Here is a 26,323-nt window from a genome sequence, read left to right as displayed (position 1 = left end):
CCCGAGACGCTCGGGAGCGGCGGGGCGCGTGCGGCATAGACTTCCGTGGTCCCCCGCAGCAGCAGCAACCCCCAGGAGCGCACCGATGTCCGAGGCCCCCGAGACCAGCCCCGCCACCTCCCGTCGCACCCTGCTCTGCGGGGCCGCGGCCGTCCTCGCGGCCGGGGGCGCCGTGGCGGTCTCCGGTTGCAGCTCCTCCGCCAACTCCTCGGACCAGAGCGGCGCCGCCAAGGGCCCGGTGGACCTCGGCCCGGCCTCGGCGATCCCGGAGGGCGGCGGCAAGGTCTTCCGCGAGCAGAAGATCGTGGTGACCCAGCCCACCGCCGGCCAGTACAAGGCGTTCAGCGCCAAGTGCACCCACGCCGGCTGCATCGTCGACCAGGTGAAGAACGAGCAGATCCAGTGCCCCTGCCACGGCAGCCGGTTCGGCATCGCCGACGGCGCGGTGCAGGACGGCCCGGCCCCCAAGCCACTGCCCGCCTACCCCGTCACGGTCGAGGGCGGGAACCTCAAGGTGACCCCGAGCTGAAGCAGTTGAGCGCGTCCCGTCCGATCTCGTCCCCACGGCCCCGAGCACACTCGGTACGGTGGACCCATGGCTGACCCGAGCACCTACCGCCCGGCGCCGGGGGCGATCCCGACCTCCCCGGGCGTCTACAAGTTCCGTGACGCCCACGGCCGGGTCATCTACGTCGGCAAGGCCAAGAGCCTGCGCCCGCGCCTGTCGTCCTACTTCCAGGACCTCGCCGGGCTGCACCCGCGCACCGCGACCATGGTCACCACCGCCGCCTCGGTGGAGTGGACCGTGGTCACCACCGAGGTCGAGGCGCTCCAGCTGGAGTACTCCTGGATCAAGGAGTTCGACCCGCGGTTCAACGTCAAGTACCGCGACGACAAGAGCTATCCGGAACTCGCCGTCACCCTCAACGAGGAGTACCCGCGGGTCCAGGTGATGCGCGGGGCGCACAAGAAGGGCGTGCGCTACTTCGGCCCGTACGGGCACGCCTGGGCGATCCGCGAGACGGTCGACCTGCTGCTGCGCGTCTTCCCCGTCCGCACCTGCTCCAACGGCGTGTTCAAGCGCGCCCGGCAGGTCGGCCGCCCCTGCCTGCTCGGCTACATCGGCAAGTGCGCCGCCCCCTGCGTCGGCAGGGTCTCGGCGGACGAACACCGGGCGCTGGCCGAGGACTTCTGCGACTTCATGGCCGGGCGGACCGGCAACTACCTGCGCCGGCTGGAAGAGCAGATGCAGGAGGCCGCCGCGGAGATGGAGTACGAGAAGGCGGCCCGGCTGCGGGACGACATCGGCGCCCTGAAGCGCGCGATGGAGAAGAACGCCATCGTGCTCGCCGACGCCACCGACGCCGACCTGCTGGCCGTCGCCGAGGACGAACTCGAGGCCGCCGTCCAGATCTTCCACGTCCGCGGTGGCCGGGTGCGCGGCCAGCGCGGCTGGGTCACCGACAAGGTCGAGGACGTCGACACCGCCGGACTGGTCGAGCACGCCCTCCAGCAGCTCTACGGCGGCGCCACTTCGGACGAGCGCAACGAGAGCGTCCCGCGCGAGGTGCTCGTCCCCGCCCTGCCCGAGCCGGCCGCCCCGATAAGGCAGTGGCTGAGCGAGCTGCGCGGCAGCCAGGTCGACCTGCGCATCCCGCAGCGCGGCGACAAGAAGGACCTGATGGCCACCGTGCAGCGCAACGCCCAGCAGGCGCTCGCGCTCCACAAGACCAAGCGGGCCTCCGACCTCACCACCCGCAGCCGCGCCCTCCAGGAGATCGCCGACGCGCTGGAGCTGGACTCCGTCCCGCTGCGCATCGAGTGCTACGACATCTCCCACCTCCAGGGCGAGGACGTGGTCGCCTCCATGGTCGTCTTCGAGGACGGCCTGGCCCGCAAGAGCGAGTACCGGCGCTTCCAGATCAAGGGCTTCGAGGGCCAGGACGACGTCCGCTCGATGCACGAGGTGATCAGCCGCCGCTTCCGCCGCTACCTCCAGGAGCGCGAGCAGACCGGCGAGTGGGCCGTCCCCGAGGAGGAGCCCGCCACCTCCGAATCCGCCGGTGGAACCGCGGGCCGGGACGACGACGGCCGCCCCAAGCGCTTCGCCTACCCGCCGCAGCTGCTGGTGGTCGACGGCGGCCAGCCGCAGGTCGCCGCCGCCAAGCGCGCGCTGGAGGAGCTCGGCATCGACGACGTCGCGCTGTGCGGCCTGGCCAAGCGCCTGGAGGAGGTCTGGCTGCCCGGCGAGGACGACCCGGTCGTGCTGCCGCGCTCCAGCGAGGGCCTCTACCTGCTCCAGCGGGTCCGCGACGAGGCCCACCGCTTCGCGATCGGCTACCAGCGCACCAAGCGTTCCAAGCGACTCACCGCCGGGGAACTGGACTCCGTCCCGGGCCTCGGCGAAACTCGCCGCCAGGCGCTGCTCAAGCACTTCGGCTCGCTGAAGAAGCTCCGGGCCGCCACCGTCGACGAGATCCGCGCGGTACCCGGCATCGGGCGCCGCACCGCGGAGACCGTTGCGGCGGCGTTGTCGTCCCGTGCACCCGCCGCACCCGCGGTCAACACCGCGACCGGCGAGATCATCGAGGACGGGGACGACCAGGCCGCCGAGCCGGTGGCCGCAGCACCCCAGACCGCACCATCCCAGGAGACGCCATGACGGCCGACGCCGCCCGTCCGTCGGCGAGCCCCGAACCCGCCCGCCTGCCCGGGACGGGGAAGGGCGGCCGTGCCGTGCGCGTTCTCCCCAGCAGAAAGACCGAGAACGGGGAACCGAAGTGACCGTGTCAGACGTGGCCGAGAACGCGCCGGAGCTGGTGATCATCTCCGGCATGTCCGGAGCCGGCCGCTCCACCGCCGCGAAGTGTCTGGAGGACCTCGGCTGGTTCGTGGTGGACAACCTGCCGCCGGCCCTGATCCCCACCATGGTCGACCTGGGCGCCCGCTCCCAGGGCAACGTCGCCCGGATCGGCGTGGTCGTGGACGTCCGCGGCCGCCAGTTCTTCGACGACCTGCTCACCTCGCTGGACGAGCTGGAGAAGCGCGGCGTCCGGCTCCGGGTGGTCTTCCTCGACTCCTCCGACGAGGCCCTGGTCCGCCGCTTCGAGAGCGTGCGCCGCCCGCACCCGCTGCAGGCCGACGGCCGGATCGTGGACGGCATCGCCCAGGAGCGAGACCTGCTGCGCGACCTGCGCGGCGAGGCCGACCTGGTGATCGACACCTCCAACCTCAACGTGCACCAGCTGCGCGCCAAGCTGGACGCCCAGTTCGCCGACCACGACGAGCCCGAGCTGCGCGCCACCGTGATGTCCTTCGGCTTCAAGTACGGCCTGCCGGTCGACGCCGACCTCGTGGTGGACTGCCGCTTCCTGCCCAACCCGCACTGGGTGCCCGAGCTGCGCGCCCGCACCGGCACCGACGCGGACGTCGCCGACTACGTCTTCCAGCAGCCCGGCGCGAACGAGTTCCTGAACGGCTACGCCGAGCTCCTCCGGATCGTTACCGAGGGCTACCGGCGGGAGGGGAAGCGTTATATGACGCTTGCCGTAGGCTGCACCGGTGGCAAGCACCGGAGCGTCGCCATGTCCGAGCGTCTGACCAAGCGTCTCATCGCCGACGGAGTCGAGACGGTGCTCGTCCACCGTGACATGGGACGGGAGTAACCGCCGCCTTCCTTGCCGGGCCGCCGGCGGAGCCGGTGGCGGGGCCGAGGAACGCGAGGTGAGTGTGGCGGGATACGTGCCCGGGCGACAGCCGCAGAGCAGGACCGGCGAGCGGGCGGGCAGTCCGTCGCCGAGCCGTCCGCGCAGCAGTCCCGCCCGGGCCAATCCGGCCCCCCGGATCACCGCGCTCGGCGGCGGCCAGGGCCTGTCCGCCTCGCTGTCCGCGCTGCGCCGGCTCACCAGCGACCTGACCGCCGTGGTCACCGTCGCCGACGACGGCGGCTCCAGCGGGCGGCTGCGCGAGGAGCTGGGCGTGCTGCCGCCCGGCGACCTGCGCAAGGCGCTGGCCGCGCTGTGCGGGGACGACGACTGGGGCCGCACCTGGTCCGAGGTGATCCAGCAGCGCTTCACCGGCAACGGCGAGCTGGGCGGCCACGCGGTCGGCAACCTGCTGATCGTCGCGCTCTGGGAGAAGCTGGGCGACCCGGTGGCGGCGCTGGACTGGGTCGGCCGGCTGCTGAACGTCCAGGGCCGGGTGCTGCCGATGTCGGCGGTGCCGCTGGACATCGAGGCGACCGTGCGCGGCCACGACCCGGCCCGCCCGGCCGAGGTCTCGGCCGTCCGCGGCCAGGCCAGCGTGGCGGTCACCCCGGGCACCGTGCAGTCGATCCGGCTGCTGCCGGACGAGCCGCCGGCCGTCCCGGAGGCGGTCACGGCGGTCCGGGAGGCGGACTGGGTGGTGCTCGGCCCCGGCTCCTGGTTCACCAGCGTGCTGCCGCACCTGCTGGTGCCCGAGCTGGCCAAGGCGCTGATGGAGACCCGCGCCCGCCGCCTGCTCACCCTGAACCTGGCCCCGCAGCCCGGCGAGACCGAGGGCTTCACCCCGCAGCGCCACCTGGAGGTCATCGCCGACCACGCTCCCGACCTCGCGGTCGATGCGATCCTGGTGGACGAGCGCGCCGTCACCGGCGGCGCCTTCGGCCAGGCGGACCTGGCCGGTCTGGAGAAGGCCGCCGAACGGATGGGTGCCGCTCTGGTGCTCGGTACGGTGGCCCGCACCGACGGAACCCCGCGACACGACCCCGAGCTGTTGGCGGCCGCGTACGACCGGATTTTCCGGACACATGGAAGGATCGGGCCATGGCGATGACTCCAGCGGTGAAGGACGAGATCAGCCGGCTCCCGGTCACCCGGGCCTGCTGTCGCAAGGCGGAGGTGTCGGCGATCCTTCGGTTCGCGGGCGGACTGCACATCGTGAGCGGCCGCATCGTGATCGAGGCGGAGCTGGACACCGGGGCGGCGGCGCGGCGGCTGCGCAAGGATCTGCTGGAGATCTTCGGTCATTCCTCCGACCTCGTGGTGATGGCCCCCGGCGGGCTGCGGCGCGGCAGCCGCTTCGTCGTCCGGGTGGTCAAGGACGGTGAGCTGCTCGCGCGCCAGACCGGCCTGGTGGACGGTCGCGGCCGACCGATCCGGGGCCTGCCCCCGGCGGTGGTCTCCGGCGCCACCTGCGACGCCGAGGCCGCCTGGCGCGGGGCCTTCCTGGCGCACGGCTCGCTCACCGAGCCGGGCCGCTCCTCCTCGCTGGAGATCACCTGCCCCGGCTCCGAGGCGGCGCTGGCGCTGGTCGGCGCGGCCCGCCGGCTCGGCATCCCGGCCAAGGCCCGCGAGGTGCGCGGGGTGGACCGGGTGGTCATCCGCGACGGCGACGCGATCGGCGCGCTGCTGACCCGGCTGGGGGCGCACGAGTCGGTGCTCGCCTGGGAGGAGCGCCGGATGCGGCGCGAGGTCCGGGCCACCGCCAACCGGCTGGCCAACTTCGACGACGCCAACCTGCGCCGCTCGGCCCGGGCCGCGGTGGCGGCCGGCGCCCGGGTGGCCCGCGCACTGGAGATCCTCGGCGACGAGGTGCCCGAGCACCTGGCCGCGGCCGGCCAGCTGCGGATGCAGCACAAGCAGGCCTCGCTGGAGGAACTGGGCGCGCTCGCCGACCCGCCGCTGACCAAGGACGCGGTGGCCGGCCGGATCCGCCGCCTGCTGGCGATGGCCGACAAGCGCGCCGCCGAGCTCGGCCTGCCGAGCACCGAGGCCAACCTGACCGACGAGATGGCGCTCAACTGACGCACGGCGCTTCGCACGCCGAACCGCCCCGGAGGCGAGCGGGCGAGCACCCGCCCCGAGCCGAAGGGGCGCGCCGGTGCCGAAAGGGAGAAGCGAGGGAGCGACGGTGGGGGTATCCCGGCCGAAGGCTGGGGGAGAGCGAGGGAGCGCCGACCGTCGGCACCGGGTCCGAGTGCCCCGGAGGCGAGCGGGCGAGCACCCGCCCCGAGCCGAAGGGGCGCGCCGGTGCCGAAAGGGGGAAGCGAGGGAGCGACGGTGGGGGTACCCCCGGCCGAAGGCTGGGGGAGAGCGAGGGAGCGCCGACCGTCGGCACCGGGTCCGAGTGCCCCGGAGGGGAGCGGGCGAGCACCCGCCCCGAGCCGAAGGGGCGCGCCGGTGCCGAAAGGGAGAAGCGAGGGAGCGACGGTGGGGGTACCCCGGCCGAAGGCTGGGGGAGAGCGAGGGAGCGCCGACCGTCGGCACCGGGTCCGAGTGCCCCGGAGACGAGCGGGCGAATTACGGCCGGTGTCCGGATTCCGGGCCACCGGCCGTCGTCGTGTCCGGTCCCGGACGGGAGTCGACGGCGAACCGAAATTGGTCAAGACCACTTGACCAGGGCCAACGGCCCGGGGCGGCAAGGAGGGAGCGCCCGTCGGCGCGCCACGCCACGTCTTGCCAGGTGGCGCGATGTGCCCTCGCAGGCCCGGGAGAGGTAGGGTCGTAGGCGGTCGGGGACTTCCCAAATCTCATCCCCGTCGGCTTCGCGCCGGCGTACCTAACGAGGAGATCGGTTCGTGACGATCCGGGTAGGCATCAACGGCTTCGGCCGCATCGGCCGCAACTTCTTCCGCGCCGTCAAGGCCCAGGGCGCGGACATCGAGATCGTCGGTGTCAACGACCTCACCGACACGAAGACCCTGGCTCACCTGCTGAAGTACGACACCACCCTGGGCACCTTCCCGGGCGAGGTCTCGCACACCGAGGACAGCATCACCGTCGACGGCCACACCTTCAAGGTGACCGCCGAGCGTGACCCGGCCAACCTGCCGTGGGCCGCCCTGGGCGCCGACATCGTCGTCGAGTCCACCGGCATCTTCACCAAGGCCGAGGCCGCGAAGAAGCACCTCACCGCCGGCGCGAAGAAGGTCATCATCTCGGCGCCCGCCACCGACGAGGACGTCACCATCGTCCTGGGCGTCAACGACGACAAGTACGACGCGGCCAACCACCACGTCATCTCCAACGCCTCCTGCACCACCAACTGCGTGGCGCCGATGGCCAAGGTGCTGAACGAGAGCTTCGGCATCGTCAAGGGTCTGATGACCACCGTCCACGCGTTCACCAACGACCAGGTGACCCTGGACTTCCCGCACAAGGACCTGCGCCGTGCTCGTGCGGCCTCGCAGAACATCATCCCGACCTCGACCGGTGCCGCCAAGGCGACCGCCCTGGTCCTGCCGGAGCTGAAGGGCAAGCTGGACGGCACCTCGCTGCGCGTCCCGGTCCCGACCGGCTCCATCACCGACCTGGTCGTCACCCTCGAGCGCGAGGTCACCAAGGACGAGGTCAACGCGGCCTTCCAGAAGGCCGCGCAGGAGGGCCCGCTCAAGGGCATCCTGGCCTACACCGAGGACCCGATCGTCTCCTCGGACATCGTCAACGACCCGGCCTCCTGCATCTTCGACTCCAGCCTGACCATGGTCCAGGGCAACCAGGTCAAGGTGCTCGGCTGGTACGACAACGAGTGGGGCTACTCGAACCGCGTCGTCGACCTGGTCGCCCTGGTCGGCGGGCAGCTCTGACGCGGTGGGAGCTGACGTGATGTAGGGGCGAGGGCCCGGACGGCGAGAACGTGCCGACCGGGCCCTCGCTCTGCGTGCAAGGACTTCTCAGGCGGCCCCTGCGCCGTGCCGCCTCTGCGCATCAACCATCTCCCCAGGAGACCGAAGAACCCGTGAAGACCATCGAAGACCTGGACGTCGCCGGCAAGCGCGTCTTCGTACGCGCCGACCTGAACGTCCCGCTGTCGGACGGCCGGATCACCGACGACGGCCGGATCCGCGCCGTCGCCCCGACCATCGCCAAGCTCGTCGAGCGCGGCGCCAAGGTCGTCGTCGCCTCCCACCTCGGCCGTCCCAAGGGCGCGCCGGACCCGCAGTTCTCGCTCGCCCCGGTGGCCGAGCGCCTCGGCGAGATCCTCGGCAAGTCGGTCGCCTTCGCCGCCGACACCGTGGGCGAGTCCGCCCGGTCCGCCGTGGCCGCGCTGGCCGACGGCGAGGTCGCGCTGCTGGAGAACCTGCGCTTCAACGCCGGCGAGACCAGCAAGGACGACGCCGAGCGCAAGGCCTTCGCCGAGCAGCTGGCCGCCCTGGCCGACCTGTACGTCGGCGACGGCTTCGGCGCCGTGCACCGCAAGCACGCCTCGGTCTACGACCTGCCGGCCCTGCTGCCGCACGCCGCCGGCGACCTGATCGCCACCGAGGTCGGCGTGCTGAAGAAGCTCACCGAGGACGTCGAGCGCCCGTACGTCGTCGTGCTCGGCGGCGCCAAGGTGTCCGACAAGCTCGGCGTGATCGACAACCTGCTGAAGAAGGCCGACAAGATCCTGATCGGCGGCGGCATGGCGTACACCTTCCTCGCGGCCAAGGGCCACGAGGTCGGCATCTCGCTGCTCCAGGAGGACCAGAAGCCGACGTGCCTGGCGTACCTGGCCGAGGCCGAGAAGCGGGGCGTCGAGTTCGTCCTGCCGGTGGACGTCCTGGTCTCCGCCGAGTTCCCGGACCTCAAGGGCAAGACCCCGGCCAGCTACGAGGTCGTCGGCACGGACGCGATCCCGGCCGACAAGGAGGGCCTGGACATCGGCCCGAAGACCCGCGAGCTGTACGCGGCGAAGCTGGCCGACGCCGGCACGGTGTTCTGGAACGGCCCGATGGGCGTCTTCGAGCACCCGGACTACGCGAACGGCACCAAGGCCGTCGCGCAGGGCCTGCTCGACAGCGACGCGTTCACCGTGGTCGGCGGCGGCGACTCCGCCGCGGCCGTCCGCATCCTGGGCTTCGACGAGACGAAGTTCGGGCACATCTCGACCGGCGGTGGCGCGAGCCTCGAGTACCTGGAGGGCAAGACCCTCCCCGGTCTCGCCGCCCTGGAAGGCTGAAAGCATGACTGAGCGTCTCCCGCTGATGGCGGGCAACTGGAAGATGAACCTCAACCACCTCGAGGCCATCCAGCACACCCAGAAGCTGGCCTTCGCGCTGGCCGACAAGGACTACGAGGCCGTCGAGGTCGCCGTCCTGGTGCCGTTCACCGACCTGCGGTCGGTGCAGACCCTGGTCTTCGGCGACAAGCTGAAGATCAAGTACGGCTCGCAGGACATCTCCCAGCACGACGGCGGCGCCTACACCGGCGAGGTCTCCGGCCCGATGCTGGCCAAGCTGCAGTGCACCTACGCGGTGATCGGCCACTCGGAGCGCCGGCAGTACCACGGCGAGAACGAGGAGATCGTCAACGCCAAGGTCAAGGCCGCCTACCGGGCCGGGGTCACCCCGATCCTGTGCATCGGCGAGCCGCTGGAGATCCGCAAGGCCGGCACCCACGTCGAGTACACGCTGGCCCAGCTGGACGGCGCCCTGGAGGGCGTCCCGGCCGACCAGGCCGAGTCCATCGTGGTCGCCTACGAGCCGGTCTGGGCGATCGGCACCGGCGAGGTGGCCACTCCGGAGGACGCGCAGGAGGTCTGCGCCGCCATCCGCAAGCGGATCGCCGAGCTGTACGACGCCGAGCTGGCCGACAAGGTCCGTGTGCTGTACGGCGGTTCGGTCAAGTCGTCGAGCGCGGCCGGCCTGATGGCCAAGCCCGACATCGACGGCGGTCTGATCGGCGGTGCCTCGCTGGACGCCGAGGAGTTCGTCAAGATCGTGCGCTACCGTGAGCAGGCAGTAGGCTAACGCCGCCGCAGCAACGTAGGCTTTGGGGCCGGACCGCCGTACGCGGCCCGGCCCCTTCGCCGAAGATACGAGAGAGTTGGTCCCGTCGTGGTTCTCGGGTTCTCGATTGCCCTGATCATCTTCAGTCTGCTGATGGTCCTGCTGGTGCTGCTGCACAAGGGGAAGGGCGGCGGCCTGTCGGACATGTTCGGCGGCGGCGCGATGTCGACCGGCGGCGGTTCGGCGGTGGCCGAGCGCAACCTGGACCGCATCACCATCGTGGTCGGCGTCGGCTGGTTCGCCTGCATCATCGTGCTGGGCCTGGTCCTGAAGTACAAGAGCTGACCCGACCCTGACGCCCCGTCGCCCGAGCGCCTATCCTGGGACGGTCGGGGGCCGAGGCGATGGTGGCGGAAGCTTAAGTCCTGCTTACACTAGGACGACTTTCGCCACCGACGCGTACCGCGGCGGGTCGGCGCACCAGCACGCAGGGAGTCAGACCGTGGCAAGTGGCAACGCCATCCGTGGCAGCAGGGTCGGGGCCGGCCCGATGGGGGAGGCGGAGCGCGGCGAGTCCGCTCCGCGCAACCGGATCTCCTTCTGGTGCGCCAACAAGCACGAGACCCGGCCCAGCTTCGCCGCCGAGGCCGTCATCCCGGACACCTGGGACTGCCCGCGCTGCGGCTTCCCGGCCGGGCAGGACGAGCACAACCCGCCGGCGCCCTCGCGCAACGAGCCGTACAAGACCCACCTCGCCTACGTCCGCGAGCGGCGCACCGACGCCGACGGCGAGGCGATCCTCGCCGAGGCGCTGGCCAAGCTGCGCGGCGAGATCTGACCAGCGAGCGAGCCGAAGGGCCGCGCCGGTGCCGAAAGGGAGAAGGGCCGGGCCGCTGACGAAGGAGGCGGCGCAGTGCCCGCCGACCGTCGGCACCGGATGGGGAGCGGCCCGGAGGCGAGCCGAGCGCAAAAAGAAGGGCGCCCACCGTCATCGGACGGTGGGCGCCCTTCGCGTTCCCCGCGGCTACGCCGAGGCCGGCGGGTACAGCTGGGCGGGGATCCGCTCGGCGGCGGCGCGGTCCAGCAGCCACAGGGTGCGGCTGCGGCCGTACGCGCCGGAGGCGGGCGCCTGCAGCTCGCCGGGGCCGGACAGGGCCAGCGCGACCGCGCCCGCCTTGTCCTCGCCGGCGGCCAGCAGCCAGACCTCGCGGGCCGACCGGATCGCCGGGAGGGTGAGCGAGATCCGGGTCGGCGGGGGCTTGGGGGCCCCGCGCACGCCGACCACGGTCAGCTCGGTCTCCCGCACGCCCGGGTGCTCAGGGAAGAGCGAGGCGATGTGGGTGTCCGGGCCGACGCCGAGCAGCAGCACGTCGAAGGCCGGGACGCCGAGCCGGTCGCCCGGCCCGGCGGCCTTCGCCAGCTCCTGCGCGTAGCGCGCGGCCGCGGCCTCCACGTCGGAGCCGTCCACCCCGTCCGAGGCGGGCATCTCGTGCACCCGCGCCGGGTCGAGCGGGACGGCGTCCAGCAGCTCGGCGCGGGCCTGGACGGCGTTGCGGTCGCCGTCGGCGGCGGGCACGAAGCGCTCGTCGCCCCACCAGAGGTCCAGCCGGCCCCAGTCGACCGCGTCGCGCGCCGGGGAGGCGGCGATCGCGGCCAGCAGGGCGTTGCCGTTGCGGCCACCGGTGAGCACCACCGAGGCGGTGCCGCGGGCGGCCTGGGCGTCCACGATCCGGGTGATCAGCCGGGCCGCGGCCGCCTGGGCCATCAGCTCCTTGTCCCGGTGGACGACCAGCTGCGGGATGGCCCTGGTCATGCGCCGTCCTTGGCGGCGGCGCGCTTGCCGGCGGCCTTCTTCGCGGCGGGCTTCTTCTCCGGCTCGGCCGCTCCGCCGTCCGGGTCGGCCACCGAGGCCTCGACCGCTTGGGCGCTGCCCTGTCCGGCCGCAGCCTGCTCGGCGGCCGCCGGGTCGGCGTCGTCGTGCTCGCGCAGCCGCTCGACGGGCGTGCGCACGGCCGTCGAGTAGATGTCGTCCGGGTCCAGCCGGCGCAGCTCCTCGGCGATCAGCTCCGAGGTCTCGCGCCGCTTGAGCGCCACCTGGCGGTCCGGCGAGCCGGGCATGGAGAGCATGCCCATCAGGCCGTCCGGGCGGTCCAGGGTGATGTCCCCGTCCTTGGTGCGCAGGCGCACCGCGGTGATGCCGGGCCCGCCGGTGACGACCCGCTCGACCGGCACGTGCAGCCGGTTGAGCAGCCACAGGCCGAGCAGCTCGACGCTGGGGTTGTAGGACTCGCCCTCGACCACCACCGAGGTGATGGCCGACGGCCGCTGGTCCAGCGCGGCGGCCAGCATGGAGCGCCAGCCGGTGAGCCGGGTCCAGGCCAGGTCGGTGTCGCCCGGAGTGTAGCTCTGGGCCCGCTGGGCGAGCTGGCCGACCGGGGACTCGGCGGTGACCGCGTCGGTGATCCGGCGCTGGGCGAGCGCGCCCAGCGGGTCCTGCGCCGGGTGCAGCGGGGCGTTGTCCGGCCACCAGACCACGGTCGGGGCGTCCGGCAGCAGCAGCGGCAGGACCACCGACTGGGCGTGCGCGGCGAGTTCGCCGTGCATGCGCAGGATGACCGTTTCGCCGGAGCCGGCGTCCGAACCGACCAGGATCTCGGCGTCCAGCCGGGTCTCGGCGCGCGCCCGGGGGGAGCGACCGGCGCGCTTGATCACCGCGAGGGTGCGCATCGGGTGCTCGCGGGAGGCGTCGTTGGCGGCCTTGAGGGCGTCGTAGGCGCTGCCCTCGTCGGTCACGATCACCAGGGTGAGCACCATGCCGGCGGCGGTGGAGCCGCTGGTCCGGCGCGCCTCCATCAGCGCGGCGTTGATCTTGCTGGACGTCGTGTTGGTGAGGTCGATCTTCATGGCCGGCGCCAGCTCCTGCCGTCTCGTGCGAGCATCTCGTCAGCCTCGGCGGGACCCCAGGTGCCCGCCGCGTACTGGGCGGGCTTGCCGTGGGTGTCCCAGTACTTCTCGATCGGGTCGAGGATCTGCCAGGAGAGCTCGACCTCCTGGTGGCGCGGGAACAGGTTGGCGTCGCCGAGCAGCACGTCGAGGATGAGCCGCTCGTACGCCTCCGGGCTGGACTCGGTGAAGGACTCGCCGTAGGCGAAGTCCATCGTGACGTCCCGGACCTCGAAGGAGGTGCCCGGCACCTTGGAACCGAACCGCACCGTCACGCCCTCGTCCGGCTGGACCCGGATGACCAGGGCGTTCTGCCCCAGCTCCTCGGTCGCGTAGGAGTCGAAGGGCAGGTACGGGGCGCGCTGGAAGACCACCGCGATCTCGGTGACCCGGCGGCCCAGCCGCTTGCCGGTGCGCAGGTAGAACGGGACGCCCGCCCAGCGGCGGTTGTTGATCTCCAGCTTGATGGCCGCGTAGGTGTCGGTCTTGGACTCCGGGTCGATGCCCTCCTCGTCCAGGTAGCCGACCACCTCCTCGCCGCCCTGCCAGCCGGCCGCGTACTGGCCGCGCACGGTGTGCTTGCCGAGGTCGGCCGGGAGCCGGACGGCGGACAGCACCTTGAGCTTCTCGGCCACCAGCGCCTTCGGGTGGAAGGACGCCGGCTCCTCGATGGCGGTGAGGGCCATCAGCTGCAGCAGGTGGTTCTGGATGACGTCCCGGGCGGCGCCGATGCCGTCGTAGTAGCCGGCCCGGCCGCCGATGCCGATGTCCTCGGCCATGGTGATCTGCACGTGGTCGACGTACGACCGGTTCCAGATCGGCTCGAACATCTGGTTGGCGAAGCGCAGCGCCAGGATGTTCTGGACCGTCTCCTTGCCCAGGTAGTGGTCGATCCGGAAGACCTCGTCCCGGGGGAAGACCTCGTGGACGACCTTGTTGAGCTCCTGGGCGCTCGCCAGGTCGTGGCCGAAGGGCTTCTCGATGACCGCGCGGCGCCAGGAGCCCTGCGGCGGGTCGGCCAGGCCGTGCTTCTTGAGCTGCTGGACGACGGTCGGGAAGAACTTCGGCGGGACGGACAGGTAGAAGGCGAAGTTGCCGCCCGTGCCCTGGGCCTTGTCCAGCTCCTGGATGGTCTCGCGGAGCTTGTCGAAGGCGTCGTCGTCGTCGAAGGTGCCGTGGACGAAGCGCATGCCCTTGGCGAGCTGCTGCCAGACCTCCTCGCGGAACGGGGTCCGGGCGTGCTCCTTGACCGCGTCGTGGACCTCCTGGGCGAAGTCCTCGTCGTCCCACTCGCGGCGGGCGAAGCCGACCAGGGAGAAGCCCGGCGGCAGCAGACCGCGGTTGGCCAGGTCGTAGATGGCCGGCATCAGCTTCTTGCGGGACAGGTCGCCGGTGACCCCGAAGATGACCAGGCCGGACGGCCCCGCGATGCGCGGGAGCCGCCGGTCGGAGGGGTCACGAAGCGGGTTGACGGGGGAGGGCGGGAGGTCGTCCGCGTCCGATTCCGACGTCAACTCGGGGAAATCAGTGCTCACTTGGTGTGCTCCGCTTTCGTGCGCTGGCTGTGTGAGCGGGTCACTTCTCGGTGGCGAAGGAGGCCAGCGAGGCGGTGACGGTGTCGAGCAGCTCCTGCCAGGACTGCTCGAACTTCTGCACGCCCTCGTCCTCCAGGACCTGGACCACGTCGTCGTAGTCCACCCCGGCGGCCGCGATGGCGTCCAGGACGGCCTTGGCGTCGGCGTAGTTGGGGACGATGGTGTTGCCGCTGACCTCGCCGTGGTCGGCGGTGGCGTCCAGGGTGGCCTCGGGCATGGTGTTGACGGTGCCCGGGGCGACCAGCTCGGTGACGTACAGGGTCTCCGGCAGGGCCGGGTCCTTGACGCCGGTGGAGGCCCACAGCGGGCGCTGCGGCTTGGCGCCGGCGGCCTCCAGCGCCTTCCAACGGGCGCTGCCGGCGGTCTTGCCGTCGACCGAGCCGAAGACCTCCTCGTACGCCTGGTAGGCGAGGCGGGCGTTGGCCAGGGCGGCCTTGGAGCGCAGGTTCTTGGCGTCGCCGCCGATCTTGTCCAGGCGCTTGTCGATCTCGGTGTCCACCCGGGACACGAAGAAGGAGGCGACCGACTCGATCTGGGAGAGGTCCAGGCCCTTGGCCTTGGCGGTCTCCAGGCCGGTCAGGTAGGCGTCCATGACCGCCTTGTAGCGGTCCAGGGAGAAGATCAGCGTGACGTTGACGCTGATGCCCCGGCCGATGACCTCGCTGATGGCGGGCAGGCCGGCCTTGGTGGCGGGGATCTTGATGAAGACGTTCGGGCGGTCGACCAGCCACCACAGCTGCTTGGCCTCGGCCACGGTGGGGGCGGTCTGGTGGGCCAGGCGCGGGTCGACCTCGATGGAGACCCGGCCGTCGCGGCCGTTGGAGGCGTCGTAGACCGGACGCAGCACGTCGGCGGCGTCGCGCACGTCGGAGGTGGTGATCATGCGGATCGCCTCGTCGGTGGTGACCTCGCGGACGGCGAGGTCGCGCAGCTGGCCGTCGTAGGAGGTGTCGCCGCTGCCGGCGATGGCCTTCTGGAAGATGGTCGGGTTGGTGGTGACGCCCACCACGTGCTTGTTCTGCACCAGCTCGGCCAGGTTGCCGGAGTTCAGCCGCTTGCGGCTGAGGTCGTCCAGCCAGATCGCAACGCCTTCGTCGCTGAGGCGCTTCAGTGCGTCAGTCATGGTGCTTCAGTCCTTCGTCTTCTTCTGCTTCGTGGGGTGGTCAAAGGGGCCGCGTGCCCGCGTGCGGGCGGGCACGCGGCCGCTACTCCGCACTCGCCGCCGGGCGCCCGTACCCGATGCCGACGTTCCTCGCTCCGGCGCCCGCTCGTCGCTCGTCGCTCGTCGCTTTCGGCATCGGCGCGCCCTTTGGCTCGTGCGGGTGGACGCGCTAGCGGTTGACGGCCTCGAGGGAGCGCAGGGCGTTGTGCGCCTCGGCGATCACGCGCTCGGCGGTCAGGCCGAACTCCTCGAACAGCACCTTGTAGTCGGCGGAGGCACCGAAGTGCTCCAGCGAGACGATCCGGCCGTGGTCGCCGACCAGCTCGCGCCAGCCCTGGGCGATGCCGGCCTCGACCGAGACGCGGGCCTTGACCGACGGCGGCAGCACGCTGTCGCGGTAGGCCTGGTCCTGCTCCTGGAACCACTCGAAGGACGGGACCGAGACCACCCGGGTGGCGATGCCCTCGGCCTCCAGGGCCTCGCGGGCCTGGACTGCCAGCTGGACCTCGGAGCCGGTGCCCAGCAGGATCACCTGCGGGTCGCCGGTGGAGGCCTCGGCCAGCACGTAGGCGCCCTTGGCGGTGCCCTCGGCGGAGGCGAAGACCTCGCGGTCGAAGGTCGGGACGTTCTGGCGGGTCAGGGCCAGGCCGACCGGGCCGGGGTGGCTGGTCTGGCGCTCGATGACGGTGCGCCAGGCGACGGCGGTCTCGTTGGCGTCGGCCGGGCGGACCATGGACAGGCCCGGGATGGCGCGCAGCGAGGCCAGGTGCTCGACCGGCTGGTGGGTCGGGCCGTCCTCGCCGAGGCCGATCGAGTCGTGCGTCCAGACGTAGGTGACCGGCAGCTTCATCAGCGCGGCCAGCCGGACGGCCGGGCGCATGTAGTCCGCGAAGACCAGGAAGGTGCCGCCGTACACGCGGGTCCTGCCGTGCAGGGCGATGCCGTTCATGGTCGAGCCCATGGCGTGCTCGCGGATGCCGAAGTGGATCGTCCGGCCGAACGGGTTGGCGGACTTCAGCGGGTTGCCCTCGGGGAGGAAGGAGCTGTCCTCGTCGATCGTGGTGAGGTTGGACTCCGCGAGGTCGGCCGAGCCGCCCCACAGCTCCGGGATCACCGCGCCGAGCGCCTTGAGGGTCTCGCCGGAGGCCTTGCGGGTGGCGACGTCCTTGCCGGCCGGGAAGGACGGCAGGGCCTTCTTCCAGCCCTCGGGCAGCTCGCCGGCCTGGATGCGGTCGAACTCGGCGGCCCGGTGCGGGTTGGCGGCGCGCCAGGCGTCGAAGCCCTGCTGCCACTGGTCGCGGGCGGCCTTGCCGCGCTTGATGACCTGGCGGGCGTGCTCGATGACCTGGTCGCTGACCTCGAAGGTCTTCTCCGGGTCGAAGCCCAGGACCTTCTTGGTGGCGGCGATCTCGGCGGCGCCGAGCGCGGAGCCGTGCGCCTTGGCGGTGTTCTGGGCGTCCGGGGCCGGCCAGGCGATGATGGTGCGCATCGCGATGATCGACGGCCGGGCGGTCTCGGCCTTGGCCGCGGCCAGCGCACCGGCGAGCGCCTCGACGTCGACGTCGCCGTTGGCCTTCGGGGTGACCCGCTGGACGTGCCAGCCGTAGGCCTCGTAGCGCTTGAGGACGTCCTCGGAGAAGGCGGTCTCGGTGTCGCCCTCGATCGAGATGTGGTTGTCGTCGTAGAGGGCGACCAGGTTGCCCAGCTTCTGGTGGCCGGCCAGCGAGGAGGCCTCGGCGGAGATGCCCTCCTCCAGGTCACCGTCGGAGACGATCGCCCAGATGGTGTGGTCGAAGGGGGACTCCCCGGCCGCCGCCTCCGGGTCGAACAGGCCGCGCTCGTAGCGGGCGGCCATCGCCATGCCCACCGCGTTGGCGATGCCCTGGCCCAGCGGGCCGGTGGTGGTCTCCACGCCCGCGGTGTGGCCGTGCTCGGGGTGGCCGGGGGTGCGGCTGCCGGCCACCCGGAATGCCTTGAGGTCGTCCAGCTCCAGGCCGTAGCCGGAGAAGTACAGCTGGGTGTAGAGCGTCAGGCTGGTGTGCCCGGGGGAGAGGACGAACCGGTCGCGGCCGACCCAGGCCGGGTCGGTCGGGTCGTGGCGCAGGAAGCGCTGGAAGATCAGGTAGGCCGCGGGGGCCAGGGACATGGCCGTCCCGGGGTGCCCGTTACCGACCTTCTGGACAGCGTCCATCGCCAGGACTCGCGCCGTGTCAACCGTGCGCTCGTCCAGGTCGCTCCACTCGAATGCGTTCGTCGGCGCAGTGCTCACCCTGTCTCAGGGCTCCTTCCATATATGTGAAGAGTGACCCCGTGAATGGGGACCGGGTCGGCCACGGCGCTGTGGTCCCGACTGTGGATGGTGCCGGTCACGGAGGGTAGATACCGCTTCTTCGTGCGAGCCTACCGTCCAGGCCGGGGCTCACCCTCCGTGCCGGGACAACCGGGATTTCCGCATGGTGATTCCCACTAGGGCGTTCTGGCTTGTTATGTCCCAGGCTCTCCCGATTTGGTAGGGCGCGCCGCCCGGGTGGTCGGGACGGGTTGCGCAGGCGCGCCGGAGGCACTTCGTGGGTTCACCCAGGTGGTTCACCCGGGGGTGTGCCATCCGCCTCGCCGGGGGACCCCGGAGCCGGATGGGATATATGGAGCGTCTAAGGTGGCGTGGTACGCGCAGAGCGGACGATTCGGGACCCTTCGTTCCTGTGGACGCCTGCGAGGATTCATCTTCAGTTGGGGTGTTAGTGACCGCCGTCGAAACCCGTCCCGCCGGGGTCACCGGGGCGACGCCTGCGCATCACCGGCCGATCGGGGCCCGGGTCGGCGCCTTCGTCGCACTGACCAAGCCACGGATCATCGAGCTGCTGCTGATGAGCACCGTGCCGGTGATGTTCCTGGCCCAGCAGGGCGTGCCGGACATGCTGCTGGTGCTGAAGGTCGTGGTCGGCGGTTACCTCTCGGCGGGCGGCGCCAACGCCCTCAACATGTACATCGACCGTGACATCGACGCCCTGATGTCCCGCACCGAACGCCGGCCGATCGTCACCGGGATGGTGTCGCCCCGCGAGGCGCTGGTCTTCGGCATCACGCTCGGGATCGTCTCCACCCTGCTGCTCGGCTTCGGCGTCAACTGGCTCTCCGCCGGACTGGCGCTCGGCGCGCTGCTGTTCTACGTGTTCGTCTACACGCTCGGGCTCAAGCGGCGCACCTCGCAGAACATCGTCTGGGGCGGCATCGCCGGCTGCATGCCGGTGCTGATCGGCTGGTCCTCGGTGACCGACTCGGTGTCCTGGGCGGCGGTCGCGCTGTTCCTGGTGGTCTTCTTCTGGACGCCGCCGCACACCTGGGTGCTGTCGATGAAGGTGCGCGACGACTACGAGCGGGCCGGCGTGCCGATGCTGCCGGTGATCAAGGGCAACGTGGCGGTCGGCAAGCAGGTCGTCGCCTACTCCTGGGTGATGGTGGCGGTCTCCCTGGCGGTCTGGCCGCTGGGGCACATGAGCTGGCTGTACCCCGCCGCCGCGGTGCTGCTCGGCGGGTTCTGGCTGCGCGAGGCGCACGCGCTGTACGGGCGGGCGAAGGCCGGGATCGTGGGCGCCAAGCTGAAGGAGATGCGGCTGTTCCACTGGTCGATCACCTACCTGTCGCTGCTGTTCGTGGTGTGCGCGATCGACCCGTTCGTGAAGTAGGGCCCCGGTACGTACGGAAGAGCCCCGGTCCCGGCGGACCGGGGCTCTTCCGCGTTCAGCGGCTGGGCAGTTCGGAGGGGCCGACGTGGCCGTCCAGCCAGTCCCGCAGCGGCTGGGAGGCGCGCAGGAAGTCGACGATCCGGGTGTGGGCGGCCCGGGTGCCCAGCCACTTCGCGGGCTCCCACTCCTGCCAGGCCACCAGGCCCTTGTGCCGCAGCAGCTCGATCCTCGGGTGGTCCTTGGCGTAGCCGCGCGGGGCCGACTTGAGGCTGTCACGGCCGTGGACCTGCGGGCCCGCCTGCTCGACCCGGGCGATCACCCGCTCCAGCTCGGCGCCGCTGACGTCCTCGGCGACGGCGACGCGGTAGCGCTCCAGCTGGTCGGGGGCCAGGTGGTACATGCCGTTGCCGCAGGACAGGCCGTCGGCGGAGAGCTGGATGTAGCCGCCGGACTCCAGGTGTGCGCCGATGTGCGTCTTGTACGGCGACTTGTCGGCGCTGAAGCGGACGTCGCGGTTGGGGCGGAAGATCTTCCCCGGCCCGAACTCCGGCTCCAGCTCGGCGAGCAGCGCCTCCATCGGGGCCCGCACGGCGTCGTCGTACTGGTCCTTGTGGGCCTGCCAGAAGGTCTTCGAGTTGTCGGCCTCGAGGTGCTCGTAGAAGTCGAGCGCCTCGGTCGGCCAGCCTTTGAACGTCATGTTCCGAGTATGTGTCCCGGTGCACAGGGCGCTCCCGTCGCCAGGTCGCGTACCGGTGGGTAGCATGCGGGCATGAGCAGCGCAGAGACCGCCACCGCCGCCGCGTCGGACGCCCGCACCGAGCGCCGCGCCAAGCGCATCGCCAAGCACCTGACCAGCTTCGCCCAGCAGCACGGCGGCAGCGCCGACGCGGTCGTCGAGTACGTCGGCACCGCGGCCACCCGGATCGTCGTGGTCGGCGCGGACGGCGCCTGGGGCGACCAGGTGGCCCCGACCTACGCCGTCGGCCGGCGGGCCGTTGCGATTGCCGGGCTGACCCTGCACGACGACTTCGAGGGCGAGCTGGGCCTCAAGGTCAAGACCGGCCCGTACGAGTGGAAGCGCATGGCGGGCATCCAGCTCGGCGGCTGACCGGGCCTGGTTCGAACGCCGACGGCCCGGCTCCTCCTGGGTGGGGGAGCCGGGCCGTCGGCGCTGGTCCGGGGCACCGGAGGGAGTGGTGAGGGGCGGCGCTACGGTACGCGCATGCATTTCATCGTTGTCGGTTCCCGCTCGCTCATGAACGCGATTGTCAACGGCGATCCGCTGTGGCCTGCGGTGACGTTCTTCCTGCTGTCCTTCCCCCTCGCGATCGTCGCCGCGGTGGTTCGCGCCCGCCGCAGACCGGAGTAGGCCCGGCTCACCGGGGGGGAGCCGGGCCGTTCGCCGTTTCACAGGGGCAAGTTCCAGCCCGGGCCGTTCTCGTGTCCGATCCAGACGCGTTGCCCCGCTGCGGAGATGGTGATCCCGAAGCCCTTCTGGTGCGGCTCGCCGGCCTGCTGCCAGGCTTCGACGGCGCTCTCCACCTGGTCCCAGAGCCGGAGTGGGCCGCGTTGGATCACGGTCCAACCGCCTTCCGGGTTGGGCATGGTTCGGGCCTGGGAGCCGGTGGCCACGTCGGAGAGGATCTGGTGCCCGCCGGCTCCCATCCGCTCGGCGGAAGGCGCTGCGAGTTGCGCGACCCAGCTGCCCGTCCAGGTGCCGATGATTTCGGGGTCGATCCGGGTCGGGCGTTCGTCTCCGGGGAGCAGCGACAGGCTCTGGCGGGGCGGCCGGTCGTGGGGGCGGGCGATCATGAAACTGGTGTAGCCGGGCAAGAACCGGCCGGTGGCCTGTCCGGGGCCGGTCACGGTCAGCAGTGCGAGGCCGAAGCCGAAGGACCAGCCGGACAGCGTGACCAGGATCCGGCCGCCGGGCTTCACCTGGTGCAGCCACGGGGGCGGAACGTAGCGGACCGAGCAGGTGGCGATGAGCCGGTCGTACTGGCCTCCGTCCGGGTCGCCGAGCAGGCCGTCGCCGATGATCAGACGGGGGGAGTACCCGGCTGCCTTGATGGCGGTGGCGGCGGCCTCGCCCACCTGCGGGTCAAATTCGATGCTGGTGAGGTTGGCGTCCCCGAGGCGGTGCGCGCCGAGGGCGGTCGAGTAACCGGTTCCGGTTCCGATCTCCAGGACCCGGTGCCCGGACTCGGCGCCGAGCTGGTGCCACATGCGCAGGACCAGGGACGGCAGGGTGGACGACGAGGACGGCGCGCCGGTCGCGGTGCCGCCGGTCACGTCCTCGGGGCCTGTCCGTCCGTCGAGTTGGGTGACCAGCGTCTCGTTCGAGTAGACGTGCTCCAGCCACCCGGGCTGGCCCTTGAACACGGGTCGGTAGGCGGTCGGGTTGCTTCCGGGGATAGGAAGGAAGAACGACCCGGTGAACAGCTCCCGGGGGACCGCTTTGGCGGCGCTCTCCCAGGCCGGGTCGGTGATCTTGTCATCCCCGGTGAACGCGTCCACCAGGGCGGCGCGGAGCTGATCCGATGTGCTCACGAGGCGGAGCCTTTCGCTAGCTGGTCGGCGATGGTGTGGGCGATCGCCGTGGTGGTCCCGGCCGGCTGCCAAGCCCATTGGCCGTTTGGGTTGCACTCAAGGAAGTACCAGTCCCTGGCGGAGGTCACGGCGAAGTCCAACGCGCCGTACACCAGGCCGAATTCGCCGAGGTAGGCGCTGATCGAACGTGCCACTGGGGCGGGGATGTCGATCGGCGTGCACCTCATCCGGTCCTGTCGCCGACGCCAGTCGAGATCAGGGCTGTCGATTCGGATACCGAAGCGGCAGTCGCCGATGGCGGTCACCCGGACATCGAAGGCCTTCCGGACCTTCGCCTGGAACATATGCGGGCACGCGCCGATCGCTGTCGTGAGTTCGGTCCCGGACACTTCATGCACCCATACGGCGTGGGGCTTCCCGTTGACCGAGTAGGGGGTGTTCCAGAGCGGCTTGTAGACCGCCCCACCGGTGTGGGACGCCAAGAACTCCCGTGCCTCGTGCTCGTTGTTCGTGATCAGGGTGTCAGGGATCAGGAATCCGGAGCGCTGCGCGGCGGCGAGCTGCGCCGGTTTGTGCTCGGCGGCGCGGTTGGCCCACGGGTGATTCACGTAGTGCGCACCGGGGAGCGAGGCGAGGATGCCACCCGCGCCCCAGAGGCACTGCGAGGCGGCGAACCGGCGGTCCTGCCCGTCCAGTTCGGGCGGGCCTTCGTAGGGCGAGGCCCGGCGCACCCAGACGGACCGGACTTCGGAGAGGTCGAGTTCCCGGCTGGCGGTGCGCAGGGTGCCCCGCTGGTTGCCGCTGCGGTACGCGGCGGTCAGCGAGGCACCCGTGTGCAGGTCGGCGCCGGGATCGAGACGGACCACCGGGACCCGGCGCTCCGCGAGTACCCGCAGGACCGCATCCGCCGTCACGTCAAGGGGATTGGTCAGTACCAGCACCGACCCGCTGCGGTTGTCCATCAGCCGGAACTCTGGTCCTGGTCGTAGGACTCGGTGCTGTCGGCATCGGTGGCCCCGCCCGGCCCGGCTCCGTCGCCGGGCGAGGTGGTGGTGGGCGTGAGCCCGCTGGTGCTGGTGCCGTGCGCACCCATCTCGACCGTGTGGCCGTGCTCGTCCACGAACACGGCGACCTGCGTCTCGGGGTCGATCACGGGCGTGAGGGCGGGGAAGGGGCTGGACTCGGGGTACGGTCCCATGCGGGTCGTGCCCCACGGTGCGGTTGTCATCTGTACTGCGCCTCCTGAGTCATGGTGGTGTGTTGCGGATCCCGGCCGCGCCGCCGGGTCGGCGGCGCGGCCGGGAGTTCAGTGGGGGCGGTTGATCAACACCAGGGCTGCGGCGATGATGTGCAGCCCGGCGGCGGCGGACACCCCGTAGGCGGCCCAGACCCGGGTGGGATCGGGGGTGGGCGGTGGCGGCGGTGCGTCGGCGGGGTCGTAACTGCTCTCCGGCAGCTGCCGGTTCACCGGGGGATCGTCGCGGGCGTCGTGAGGTCGGCGTGGACGACCTTCCCGAAGGGGAGGAGCGTGACGCCCCAGCGGCCGTGCGTGAGCCGGTGGACCATCGCCAGACCCCGGCCGGACGTGGCGTCGGGTCCGGCCTGAACCATCACGGGCATCGACCGGGAACCGTCACTGACGAGGATGCGGAGGGTGTGGTCGCTCGGTCGGCGGACACCGACGAGCATACGGGTCTGGCAGCAGGTCTCGACCGAGTTGGTGACCAGTTCGCTGACGATGACGACGGCGTCGTCCATCAGGTCGTCCAGGCCCCATTCCTGCACCTTCGCACGCACAAGGCGCCGGGCAACGCCCACCGACTCGGGCTGGTACGGCAGGAGGATGGTTGCCAGTTCGGCAGCCGGGTGGACGCTCGCATCTGGTCCCTGCTGGAGTGCGGCGTTGCCTCTCACAAGGTTCGAGAGGAGGGTCATCAGCGCTTCCCCTTGGCGTAGTTATCTCGTTACGGAGAGCATCGCCGCGGGGGAAGGGCCGGACTATCACTCGTTGGTGACAGTCCGACCCCAGAGAGTGATAATCAGATCCCGACCCAGTGCGCCATGTTCGTGAGGGTGTCGGGCATCGAGCGGCGGGCCGAGACGAGCCCGGCAACCGTTTCGCGCACCATCGGGTGGTAGCGCATCTGTTGTGGCGCCAGCTCCCTTGCGTGCTGAAGTGACTTCAATGACGCCTCCGAGCGGCCGATCCACAACTGTGCCCGCGCTACCTCCGCGATGTGTGCGGCAGCCCGCGAGGCAGGCCACTCTGCGGGGATCTGGACCTGCCCGGCGGCTCGGACGGCCTCTGCGTACCGGTACTGCTCGGCCAGAGTCGCCACTTGGTGGACGGCGACGTTCGTCGGTCCGAACGAGAGCCAGTGCACTCGCATGGCCTCGCCCGTCGCCTCGGCGATCCGCCCCGCGTCCGCGATGTGTTCGGCCGCCGTGTCGCCGTCTCCGGATCGCGCGGCCAACATGGCAGCGCCGAGATGTAGTTGCCCCACCGCCACGTCGCGGATCCGGCTGCGGTCGGCTTGTTCGAGTGTGCCCATGCCGACCCCTACGAGTCGCTTCCCGATGTCGTACTGGCCTGATCGAAGGTAGACCAGCGACCGAAGATACTGGCGAACGCCGGCGACCACCGGATCGGACGCGCGCTCGGCTGCCCACGCCATGCGGTCCAGAGCCACCACGCAAAGATCGCTGTAGCCCAACTTCGTGGTGATGTCGTAGGCCGTGCGGTACGTGCTGGCCAACACCTGCCACGCCTTCTCGGACGGTGCCGCGTGTGCGGCCGTTGTGGCCTCGATCATCAGGGCCGGAAGGGCTCGGGCGGCATCCTTGATACGGGTCTCGCGGATCTGGGCGCACAAGTGCTCCGCGGCGGAGTGCAGTTCGTCGACCGAGCGGGGGGCGATCTCGGGATCGGCGCCGAGGTCGTACAGATCGAGCGCTTCGCGGATCGGCTGGATCAGCACATCGAGTTCGTCCTGTTGCAGCTCGGTCATGTACGGCTGACCGGTGAGGTCGACGGTTTGGACGAACAGCGCCCTGGCGACGGCGGCGATCACAGTGGGTGTGGCCGGCTTGGCTCCTTGCTCGACCTTGGTCAGCATGCTGTAAGAGATATGGGCGCGAGCGGCGAGTTCCCGCTGGGTCAGGTGGCGGAGCTTGCGGTACTGGGCGATGCGTTCGCCCGTGTGCTCGGAGATGTGCCTGGGCATACTGGTACTCCGTTCGTAGCAGCCAGTCGGACGATACTCGCTAAAAGTGGCGGGATGTGTTCCTGCGAACAGGAGTTCAGGTTTGACCGAGCATCATGAGCCGTTCCTCTACGTCATCGTCTGCGCTTCGGGAATCGCTGACGGCGTGAGCGAACTGATCACCGCCGCCCACGCTGAGGGGTGGAAGGTCGCGGTGATCGCCACTCCCAACGCGCTCGGCTTCTTGGATCAGGAAGCCATCGAGGCTCAGACCGGCTATCCGATCCGCTCGGCCTGGCGCACGCCCGGCAGTTCCCGGCCGCTGCCTGGCGCCGATGCCATCGCGGTCGTCTCCGCCACTTTCAACACCATCAACAAGTGGGCCCTCGGGATCGCCGACACACTCGCGTTGGGCATCCTCTGCGAGGCGCACGGGCTGGGCATTCCCATCGTCGTCCAGCCCTACGTCAACTCCGCTCTGGCAGCCCACCCGGCGTATTCAGAGAGCCTCGTCCGACTGCGCTCGATGGGCGTCCTGGTGGGCGACTCCGTACCCCACAAGCCCAAGTCCGGCGGAGCGCGCGATGAGTACAGCTGGACACATGTCCTCGATCTGCTTCGTCCTACCCTCAGCAGTCTTTCAGAGCCGGCGGCGTGAGAAGCAAGGTGATGAGGCGGGCAGAGCCCGGCAGCTCTTGCGCGCTGACACCACCATCCCGTCGCCTCGGGGAGGTTCAACGTGAGGCCTGCGCCTACCGACACCGAAGCCTGGAACGCCTACCTCGCTGAGGGGAATGCCAGACAAGCCCGGAAGCGCGTCTCAGCGGATGTGATCCTGCGCGATAGGGCTGGGCGCATCCTGACCGTCAACCCGACCTATAAGGAGGGTTGGGACCTCCCCGGCGGAATGGCTGAGGCCAACGAGCCACCGGAGGAGGCCGCAGTGCGGGAGTTGCGCGAGGAATTGGGCCTGGAGATCACCATCCGCCGCCTGCTGGTCGTGGACTGGGTCGCGCCGCACGGCCCGTGGGACGACCAGATCGCCTTCATCTTCGATGCGGGTTCCCTTCTACCCGCTCGGGCCGAAACGGTTCGCCCACACGACGACGAACTGTCCGAGGCCGTCCTCCTGCCCGCGTCGGAGGTCGCCGACCGACTGCGGATCCGCGAGCAGAACCGGTTGAATGCCGCTGTCGGGGCGATCTCAGATGGCAGTATGCGGTACCTGCGAGACGGGGTGGAGGCATGATGACGCCTGGAGCAGGAGGCTCAGGCTTGACCGACTACCTCGGGTCTTCCATGCATGAGTGACAGCGACGGGGCGGCCACACCGCTCCACTCAGAGCGCTCGTAGGCACGACGGTCGGCACCTGCTGTGACGTCGAAGGCCCCCATCTGCTTGGATTCCAGGGGTCGTCGCAACACCACTTGGTTTTAGGTGGTGAGTAGATCACGTAGACGCTCGGCTGGGGTATCCCAGTCGAGCGTCTTGC

Annotated in this window: 27 protein-coding genes; 15 read left to right on the top strand and 12 right to left on the bottom strand. The window is 70.9% G+C overall.

All coding sequences use genetic code 11. The features are described 5' to 3' along the window. Positions 1 to 85: 85 nt before the first annotated feature. The 10 genes from ACWCYO_RS34395 to ACWCYO_RS34350 all read left to right on the top strand — a co-directional run bounded on the left by ACWCYO_RS34395 (position 86) and on the right by ACWCYO_RS34350 (position 10,529). Positions 86 to 529, top strand: a complete 444-nt coding sequence (locus tag ACWCYO_RS34395) for a Rieske (2Fe-2S) protein (RefSeq protein WP_270143327.1) — start codon at positions 86 to 88, stop codon at positions 527 to 529. 66 nt (positions 530 to 595) lie between these two features. Next, positions 596 to 2,662 carry an excinuclease ABC subunit UvrC gene (gene uvrC / locus ACWCYO_RS34390; protein WP_270143326.1) on the top strand — a complete coding sequence of 689 codons (2,067 nt, stop codon included), beginning with the start codon at positions 596 to 598 and terminating at the stop codon, positions 2,660 to 2,662. 172 nt (positions 2,663 to 2,834) lie between these two features. After that, a complete protein-coding gene (gene rapZ / locus ACWCYO_RS34385; RefSeq protein ID WP_402844002.1) occupies positions 2,835 to 3,665 on the top strand; it encodes an RNase adapter RapZ in 831 nt (276 codons plus the stop codon). Positions 3,666 to 3,729: 64 nt separating this feature from the next. Then, the gene (locus tag ACWCYO_RS34380) at positions 3,730 to 4,815 is read left to right on the top strand and encodes a gluconeogenesis factor YvcK family protein (RefSeq protein ID WP_405000799.1); all 1,086 of its coding nucleotides are present in this window, start codon (positions 3,730 to 3,732) and stop codon (positions 4,813 to 4,815) included. Continuing rightward, positions 4,806 to 5,786: a DNA-binding protein WhiA gene (gene whiA, locus ACWCYO_RS34375; protein WP_196952659.1), complete on the top strand. Its 981-nt coding sequence runs from the start codon at positions 4,806 to 4,808 to the stop codon at positions 5,784 to 5,786. The genes ACWCYO_RS34380 and whiA overlap by 10 nt, the downstream gene beginning before the upstream one ends. A 773-nt stretch (positions 5,787 to 6,559) precedes the next feature. After that, positions 6,560 to 7,567 carry a type I glyceraldehyde-3-phosphate dehydrogenase gene (gene gap / locus ACWCYO_RS34370; protein ID WP_270143321.1) on the top strand — a complete coding sequence of 336 codons (1,008 nt, stop codon included), beginning with the start codon at positions 6,560 to 6,562 and terminating at the stop codon, positions 7,565 to 7,567. Between the two features lie 152 nt (positions 7,568 to 7,719). After that, the gene (locus ACWCYO_RS34365) at positions 7,720 to 8,922 is read left to right on the top strand and encodes a phosphoglycerate kinase (RefSeq protein WP_270143320.1); all 1,203 of its coding nucleotides are present in this window, start codon (positions 7,720 to 7,722) and stop codon (positions 8,920 to 8,922) included. Between the two features lie 4 nt (positions 8,923 to 8,926). After that, the gene (gene tpiA, locus ACWCYO_RS34360) at positions 8,927 to 9,712 is read left to right on the top strand and encodes a triose-phosphate isomerase (protein WP_449786401.1); all 786 of its coding nucleotides are present in this window, start codon (positions 8,927 to 8,929) and stop codon (positions 9,710 to 9,712) included. Between the two features lie 87 nt (positions 9,713 to 9,799). Then, positions 9,800 to 10,036 (top strand): preprotein translocase subunit SecG, encoded by a 237-nt coding sequence (gene secG, locus ACWCYO_RS34355; RefSeq protein ID WP_449786400.1) that lies wholly within the window; start codon positions 9,800 to 9,802, stop codon positions 10,034 to 10,036. Positions 10,037 to 10,193: 157 nt separating this feature from the next. Continuing rightward, a complete protein-coding gene (locus ACWCYO_RS34350) occupies positions 10,194 to 10,529 on the top strand; it encodes an RNA polymerase-binding protein RbpA (protein ID WP_035841977.1) in 336 nt (111 codons plus the stop codon). Positions 10,530 to 10,715: 186 nt separating this feature from the next. Here the strand turns inward: ACWCYO_RS34350 and pgl are convergent, their stop codons facing one another. The 5 genes from pgl to tkt all read right to left on the bottom strand — a co-directional run bounded on the left by pgl (position 10,716) and on the right by tkt (position 17,660). Next, positions 10,716 to 11,504: a 6-phosphogluconolactonase gene (gene pgl, locus ACWCYO_RS34345; protein ID WP_270143314.1), complete on the bottom strand. Its 789-nt coding sequence runs from the start codon at positions 11,502 to 11,504 to the stop codon at positions 10,716 to 10,718. After that, on the bottom strand, positions 11,501 to 12,595 hold the full coding sequence (opcA, locus tag ACWCYO_RS34340; protein WP_270143312.1) for a glucose-6-phosphate dehydrogenase assembly protein OpcA: 1,095 nt from the start codon (positions 12,593 to 12,595) through the stop codon (positions 11,501 to 11,503). The genes pgl and opcA overlap by 4 nt, the downstream gene beginning before the upstream one ends. Beyond that, positions 12,592 to 14,148, bottom strand: a complete 1,557-nt coding sequence (gene zwf / locus ACWCYO_RS34335) for a glucose-6-phosphate dehydrogenase (protein ID WP_449786402.1) — start codon at positions 14,146 to 14,148, stop codon at positions 12,592 to 12,594. The genes opcA and zwf overlap by 4 nt, the downstream gene beginning before the upstream one ends. A gap of 61 nt (positions 14,149 to 14,209) precedes the next feature. Beyond that, on the bottom strand, positions 14,210 to 15,352 hold the full coding sequence (tal, locus tag ACWCYO_RS34330; RefSeq protein WP_449786399.1) for a transaldolase: 1,143 nt from the start codon (positions 15,350 to 15,352) through the stop codon (positions 14,210 to 14,212). 208 nt (positions 15,353 to 15,560) lie between these two features. After that, positions 15,561 to 17,660, bottom strand: a complete 2,100-nt coding sequence (tkt, locus tag ACWCYO_RS34325; protein WP_270143308.1) for a transketolase — start codon at positions 17,658 to 17,660, stop codon at positions 15,561 to 15,563. A gap of 466 nt (positions 17,661 to 18,126) precedes the next feature. Here tkt and ACWCYO_RS34320 point away from each other — a divergent pair, with 466 nt between their 5' ends. Next, positions 18,127 to 19,077, top strand: coding sequence for a heme o synthase (locus tag ACWCYO_RS34320; RefSeq protein WP_270143306.1), 951 nt, complete (start codon positions 18,127 to 18,129; stop codon positions 19,075 to 19,077). Between the two features lie 55 nt (positions 19,078 to 19,132). On the opposite strand, the gene ACWCYO_RS34315 is transcribed toward ACWCYO_RS34320, so the two are convergent. Then, positions 19,133 to 19,774, bottom strand: coding sequence for a DUF2461 domain-containing protein (locus ACWCYO_RS34315; RefSeq protein WP_449786398.1), 642 nt, complete (start codon positions 19,772 to 19,774; stop codon positions 19,133 to 19,135). A gap of 72 nt (positions 19,775 to 19,846) precedes the next feature. On the opposite strand from ACWCYO_RS34315, the gene ACWCYO_RS34310 reads away from it, so the two are divergent. Together ACWCYO_RS34310 and ACWCYO_RS34305 are read left to right on the top strand one after the other, a co-directional pair. Beyond that, positions 19,847 to 20,185, top strand: coding sequence for a hypothetical protein (locus ACWCYO_RS34310; RefSeq protein WP_270143302.1), 339 nt, complete (start codon positions 19,847 to 19,849; stop codon positions 20,183 to 20,185). Positions 20,186 to 20,299: 114 nt separating this feature from the next. After that, a complete protein-coding gene (locus ACWCYO_RS34305; RefSeq protein WP_270143300.1) occupies positions 20,300 to 20,446 on the top strand; it encodes a hypothetical protein in 147 nt (48 codons plus the stop codon). A gap of 38 nt (positions 20,447 to 20,484) precedes the next feature. Here the strand turns inward: ACWCYO_RS34305 and tgmC are convergent, their stop codons facing one another. From tgmC to ACWCYO_RS34275, 6 genes are all read right to left on the bottom strand, one after another. Further along, a complete protein-coding gene (gene tgmC, locus ACWCYO_RS34300; RefSeq protein ID WP_270143299.1) occupies positions 20,485 to 21,627 on the bottom strand; it encodes an ATP-grasp peptide maturase system methyltransferase in 1,143 nt (380 codons plus the stop codon). Then, positions 21,624 to 22,589: an ATP-grasp ribosomal peptide maturase gene (tgmB, locus tag ACWCYO_RS34295; protein ID WP_449786397.1), complete on the bottom strand. Its 966-nt coding sequence runs from the start codon at positions 22,587 to 22,589 to the stop codon at positions 21,624 to 21,626. The genes tgmC and tgmB overlap by 4 nt, the downstream gene beginning before the upstream one ends. Continuing rightward, entirely contained in the window at positions 22,589 to 22,855 is a 267-nt protein-coding gene (gene tgmA / locus ACWCYO_RS34290) for a putative ATP-grasp-modified RiPP (protein WP_270143295.1), read from the bottom strand. The genes tgmB and tgmA overlap by 1 nt, the downstream gene beginning before the upstream one ends. A gap of 78 nt (positions 22,856 to 22,933) precedes the next feature. Then, entirely contained in the window at positions 22,934 to 23,095 is a 162-nt protein-coding gene (locus ACWCYO_RS34285) for a hypothetical protein (protein ID WP_270143293.1), read from the bottom strand. Further along, entirely contained in the window at positions 23,092 to 23,562 is a 471-nt protein-coding gene (locus ACWCYO_RS34280; RefSeq protein WP_449786396.1) for an ATP-binding protein, read from the bottom strand. Before ACWCYO_RS34280 ends, ACWCYO_RS34285 begins: the two co-directional genes overlap by 4 nt. 104 nt (positions 23,563 to 23,666) lie before the next feature. Continuing rightward, positions 23,667 to 24,851, bottom strand: coding sequence for a helix-turn-helix domain-containing protein (locus ACWCYO_RS34275; RefSeq protein ID WP_270143290.1), 1,185 nt, complete (start codon positions 24,849 to 24,851; stop codon positions 23,667 to 23,669). A gap of 82 nt (positions 24,852 to 24,933) precedes the next feature. Between ACWCYO_RS34275 and ACWCYO_RS34270 the strand changes: the two genes are divergently transcribed. Both ACWCYO_RS34270 and ACWCYO_RS34265 read left to right on the top strand, forming a co-directional pair. Continuing rightward, complete coding sequence (locus ACWCYO_RS34270; RefSeq protein WP_270143288.1) at positions 24,934 to 25,488, top strand: flavoprotein; 555 nt, start codon at positions 24,934 to 24,936, stop codon at positions 25,486 to 25,488. A gap of 81 nt (positions 25,489 to 25,569) precedes the next feature. After that, positions 25,570 to 26,079, top strand: coding sequence for an NUDIX domain-containing protein (locus ACWCYO_RS34265; protein ID WP_449786395.1), 510 nt, complete (start codon positions 25,570 to 25,572; stop codon positions 26,077 to 26,079). The last annotated feature ends 244 nt before the right edge of the window (positions 26,080 to 26,323 follow it).

The organism is Kitasatospora sp. NPDC001683 (genome assembly GCF_053596495.1).
This window is presented reverse-complemented; position numbering and strand designations above follow the sequence as displayed.

Coding starts and splice junctions, on each gene's coding strand:
- ACWCYO_RS34395 (WP_270143327.1), top strand. CDS start 86: ATGTCCGAGGCCCCCGAGACCAGCCCCGCCACCTCCCGTCGCACCCTG.
- uvrC (WP_270143326.1), top strand. CDS start 596: ATGGCTGACCCGAGCACCTACCGCCCGGCGCCGGGGGCGATCCCGACC.
- rapZ (WP_402844002.1), top strand. CDS start 2,835: ATGTCCGGAGCCGGCCGCTCCACCGCCGCGAAGTGTCTGGAGGACCTC.
- whiA (WP_196952659.1), top strand. CDS start 4,806: ATGGCGATGACTCCAGCGGTGAAGGACGAGATCAGCCGGCTCCCGGTC.
- tpiA (WP_449786401.1), top strand. CDS start 8,927: ATGACTGAGCGTCTCCCGCTGATGGCGGGCAACTGGAAGATGAACCTC.
- pgl (WP_270143314.1), bottom strand. CDS start 11,504: ATGACCAGGGCCATCCCGCAGCTGGTCGTCCACCGGGACAAGGAGCTG.
- opcA (WP_270143312.1), bottom strand. CDS start 12,595: ATGAAGATCGACCTCACCAACACGACGTCCAGCAAGATCAACGCCGCG.
- tal (WP_449786399.1), bottom strand. CDS start 15,352: ATGACTGACGCACTGAAGCGCCTCAGCGACGAAGGCGTTGCGATCTGG.
- ACWCYO_RS34315 (WP_449786398.1), bottom strand. CDS start 19,774: ATGACGTTCAAAGGCTGGCCGACCGAGGCGCTCGACTTCTACGAGCAC.
- ACWCYO_RS34310 (WP_270143302.1), top strand. CDS start 19,847: ATGAGCAGCGCAGAGACCGCCACCGCCGCCGCGTCGGACGCCCGCACC.
- ACWCYO_RS34305 (WP_270143300.1), top strand. CDS start 20,300: ATGCATTTCATCGTTGTCGGTTCCCGCTCGCTCATGAACGCGATTGTC.
- tgmB (WP_449786397.1), bottom strand. CDS start 22,589: ATGGACAACCGCAGCGGGTCGGTGCTGGTACTGACCAATCCCCTTGAC.
- tgmA (WP_270143295.1), bottom strand. CDS start 22,855: ATGACAACCGCACCGTGGGGCACGACCCGCATGGGACCGTACCCCGAG.
- ACWCYO_RS34280 (WP_449786396.1), bottom strand. CDS start 23,562: ATGACCCTCCTCTCGAACCTTGTGAGAGGCAACGCCGCACTCCAGCAG.
- ACWCYO_RS34275 (WP_270143290.1), bottom strand. CDS start 24,851: ATGCCCAGGCACATCTCCGAGCACACGGGCGAACGCATCGCCCAGTAC.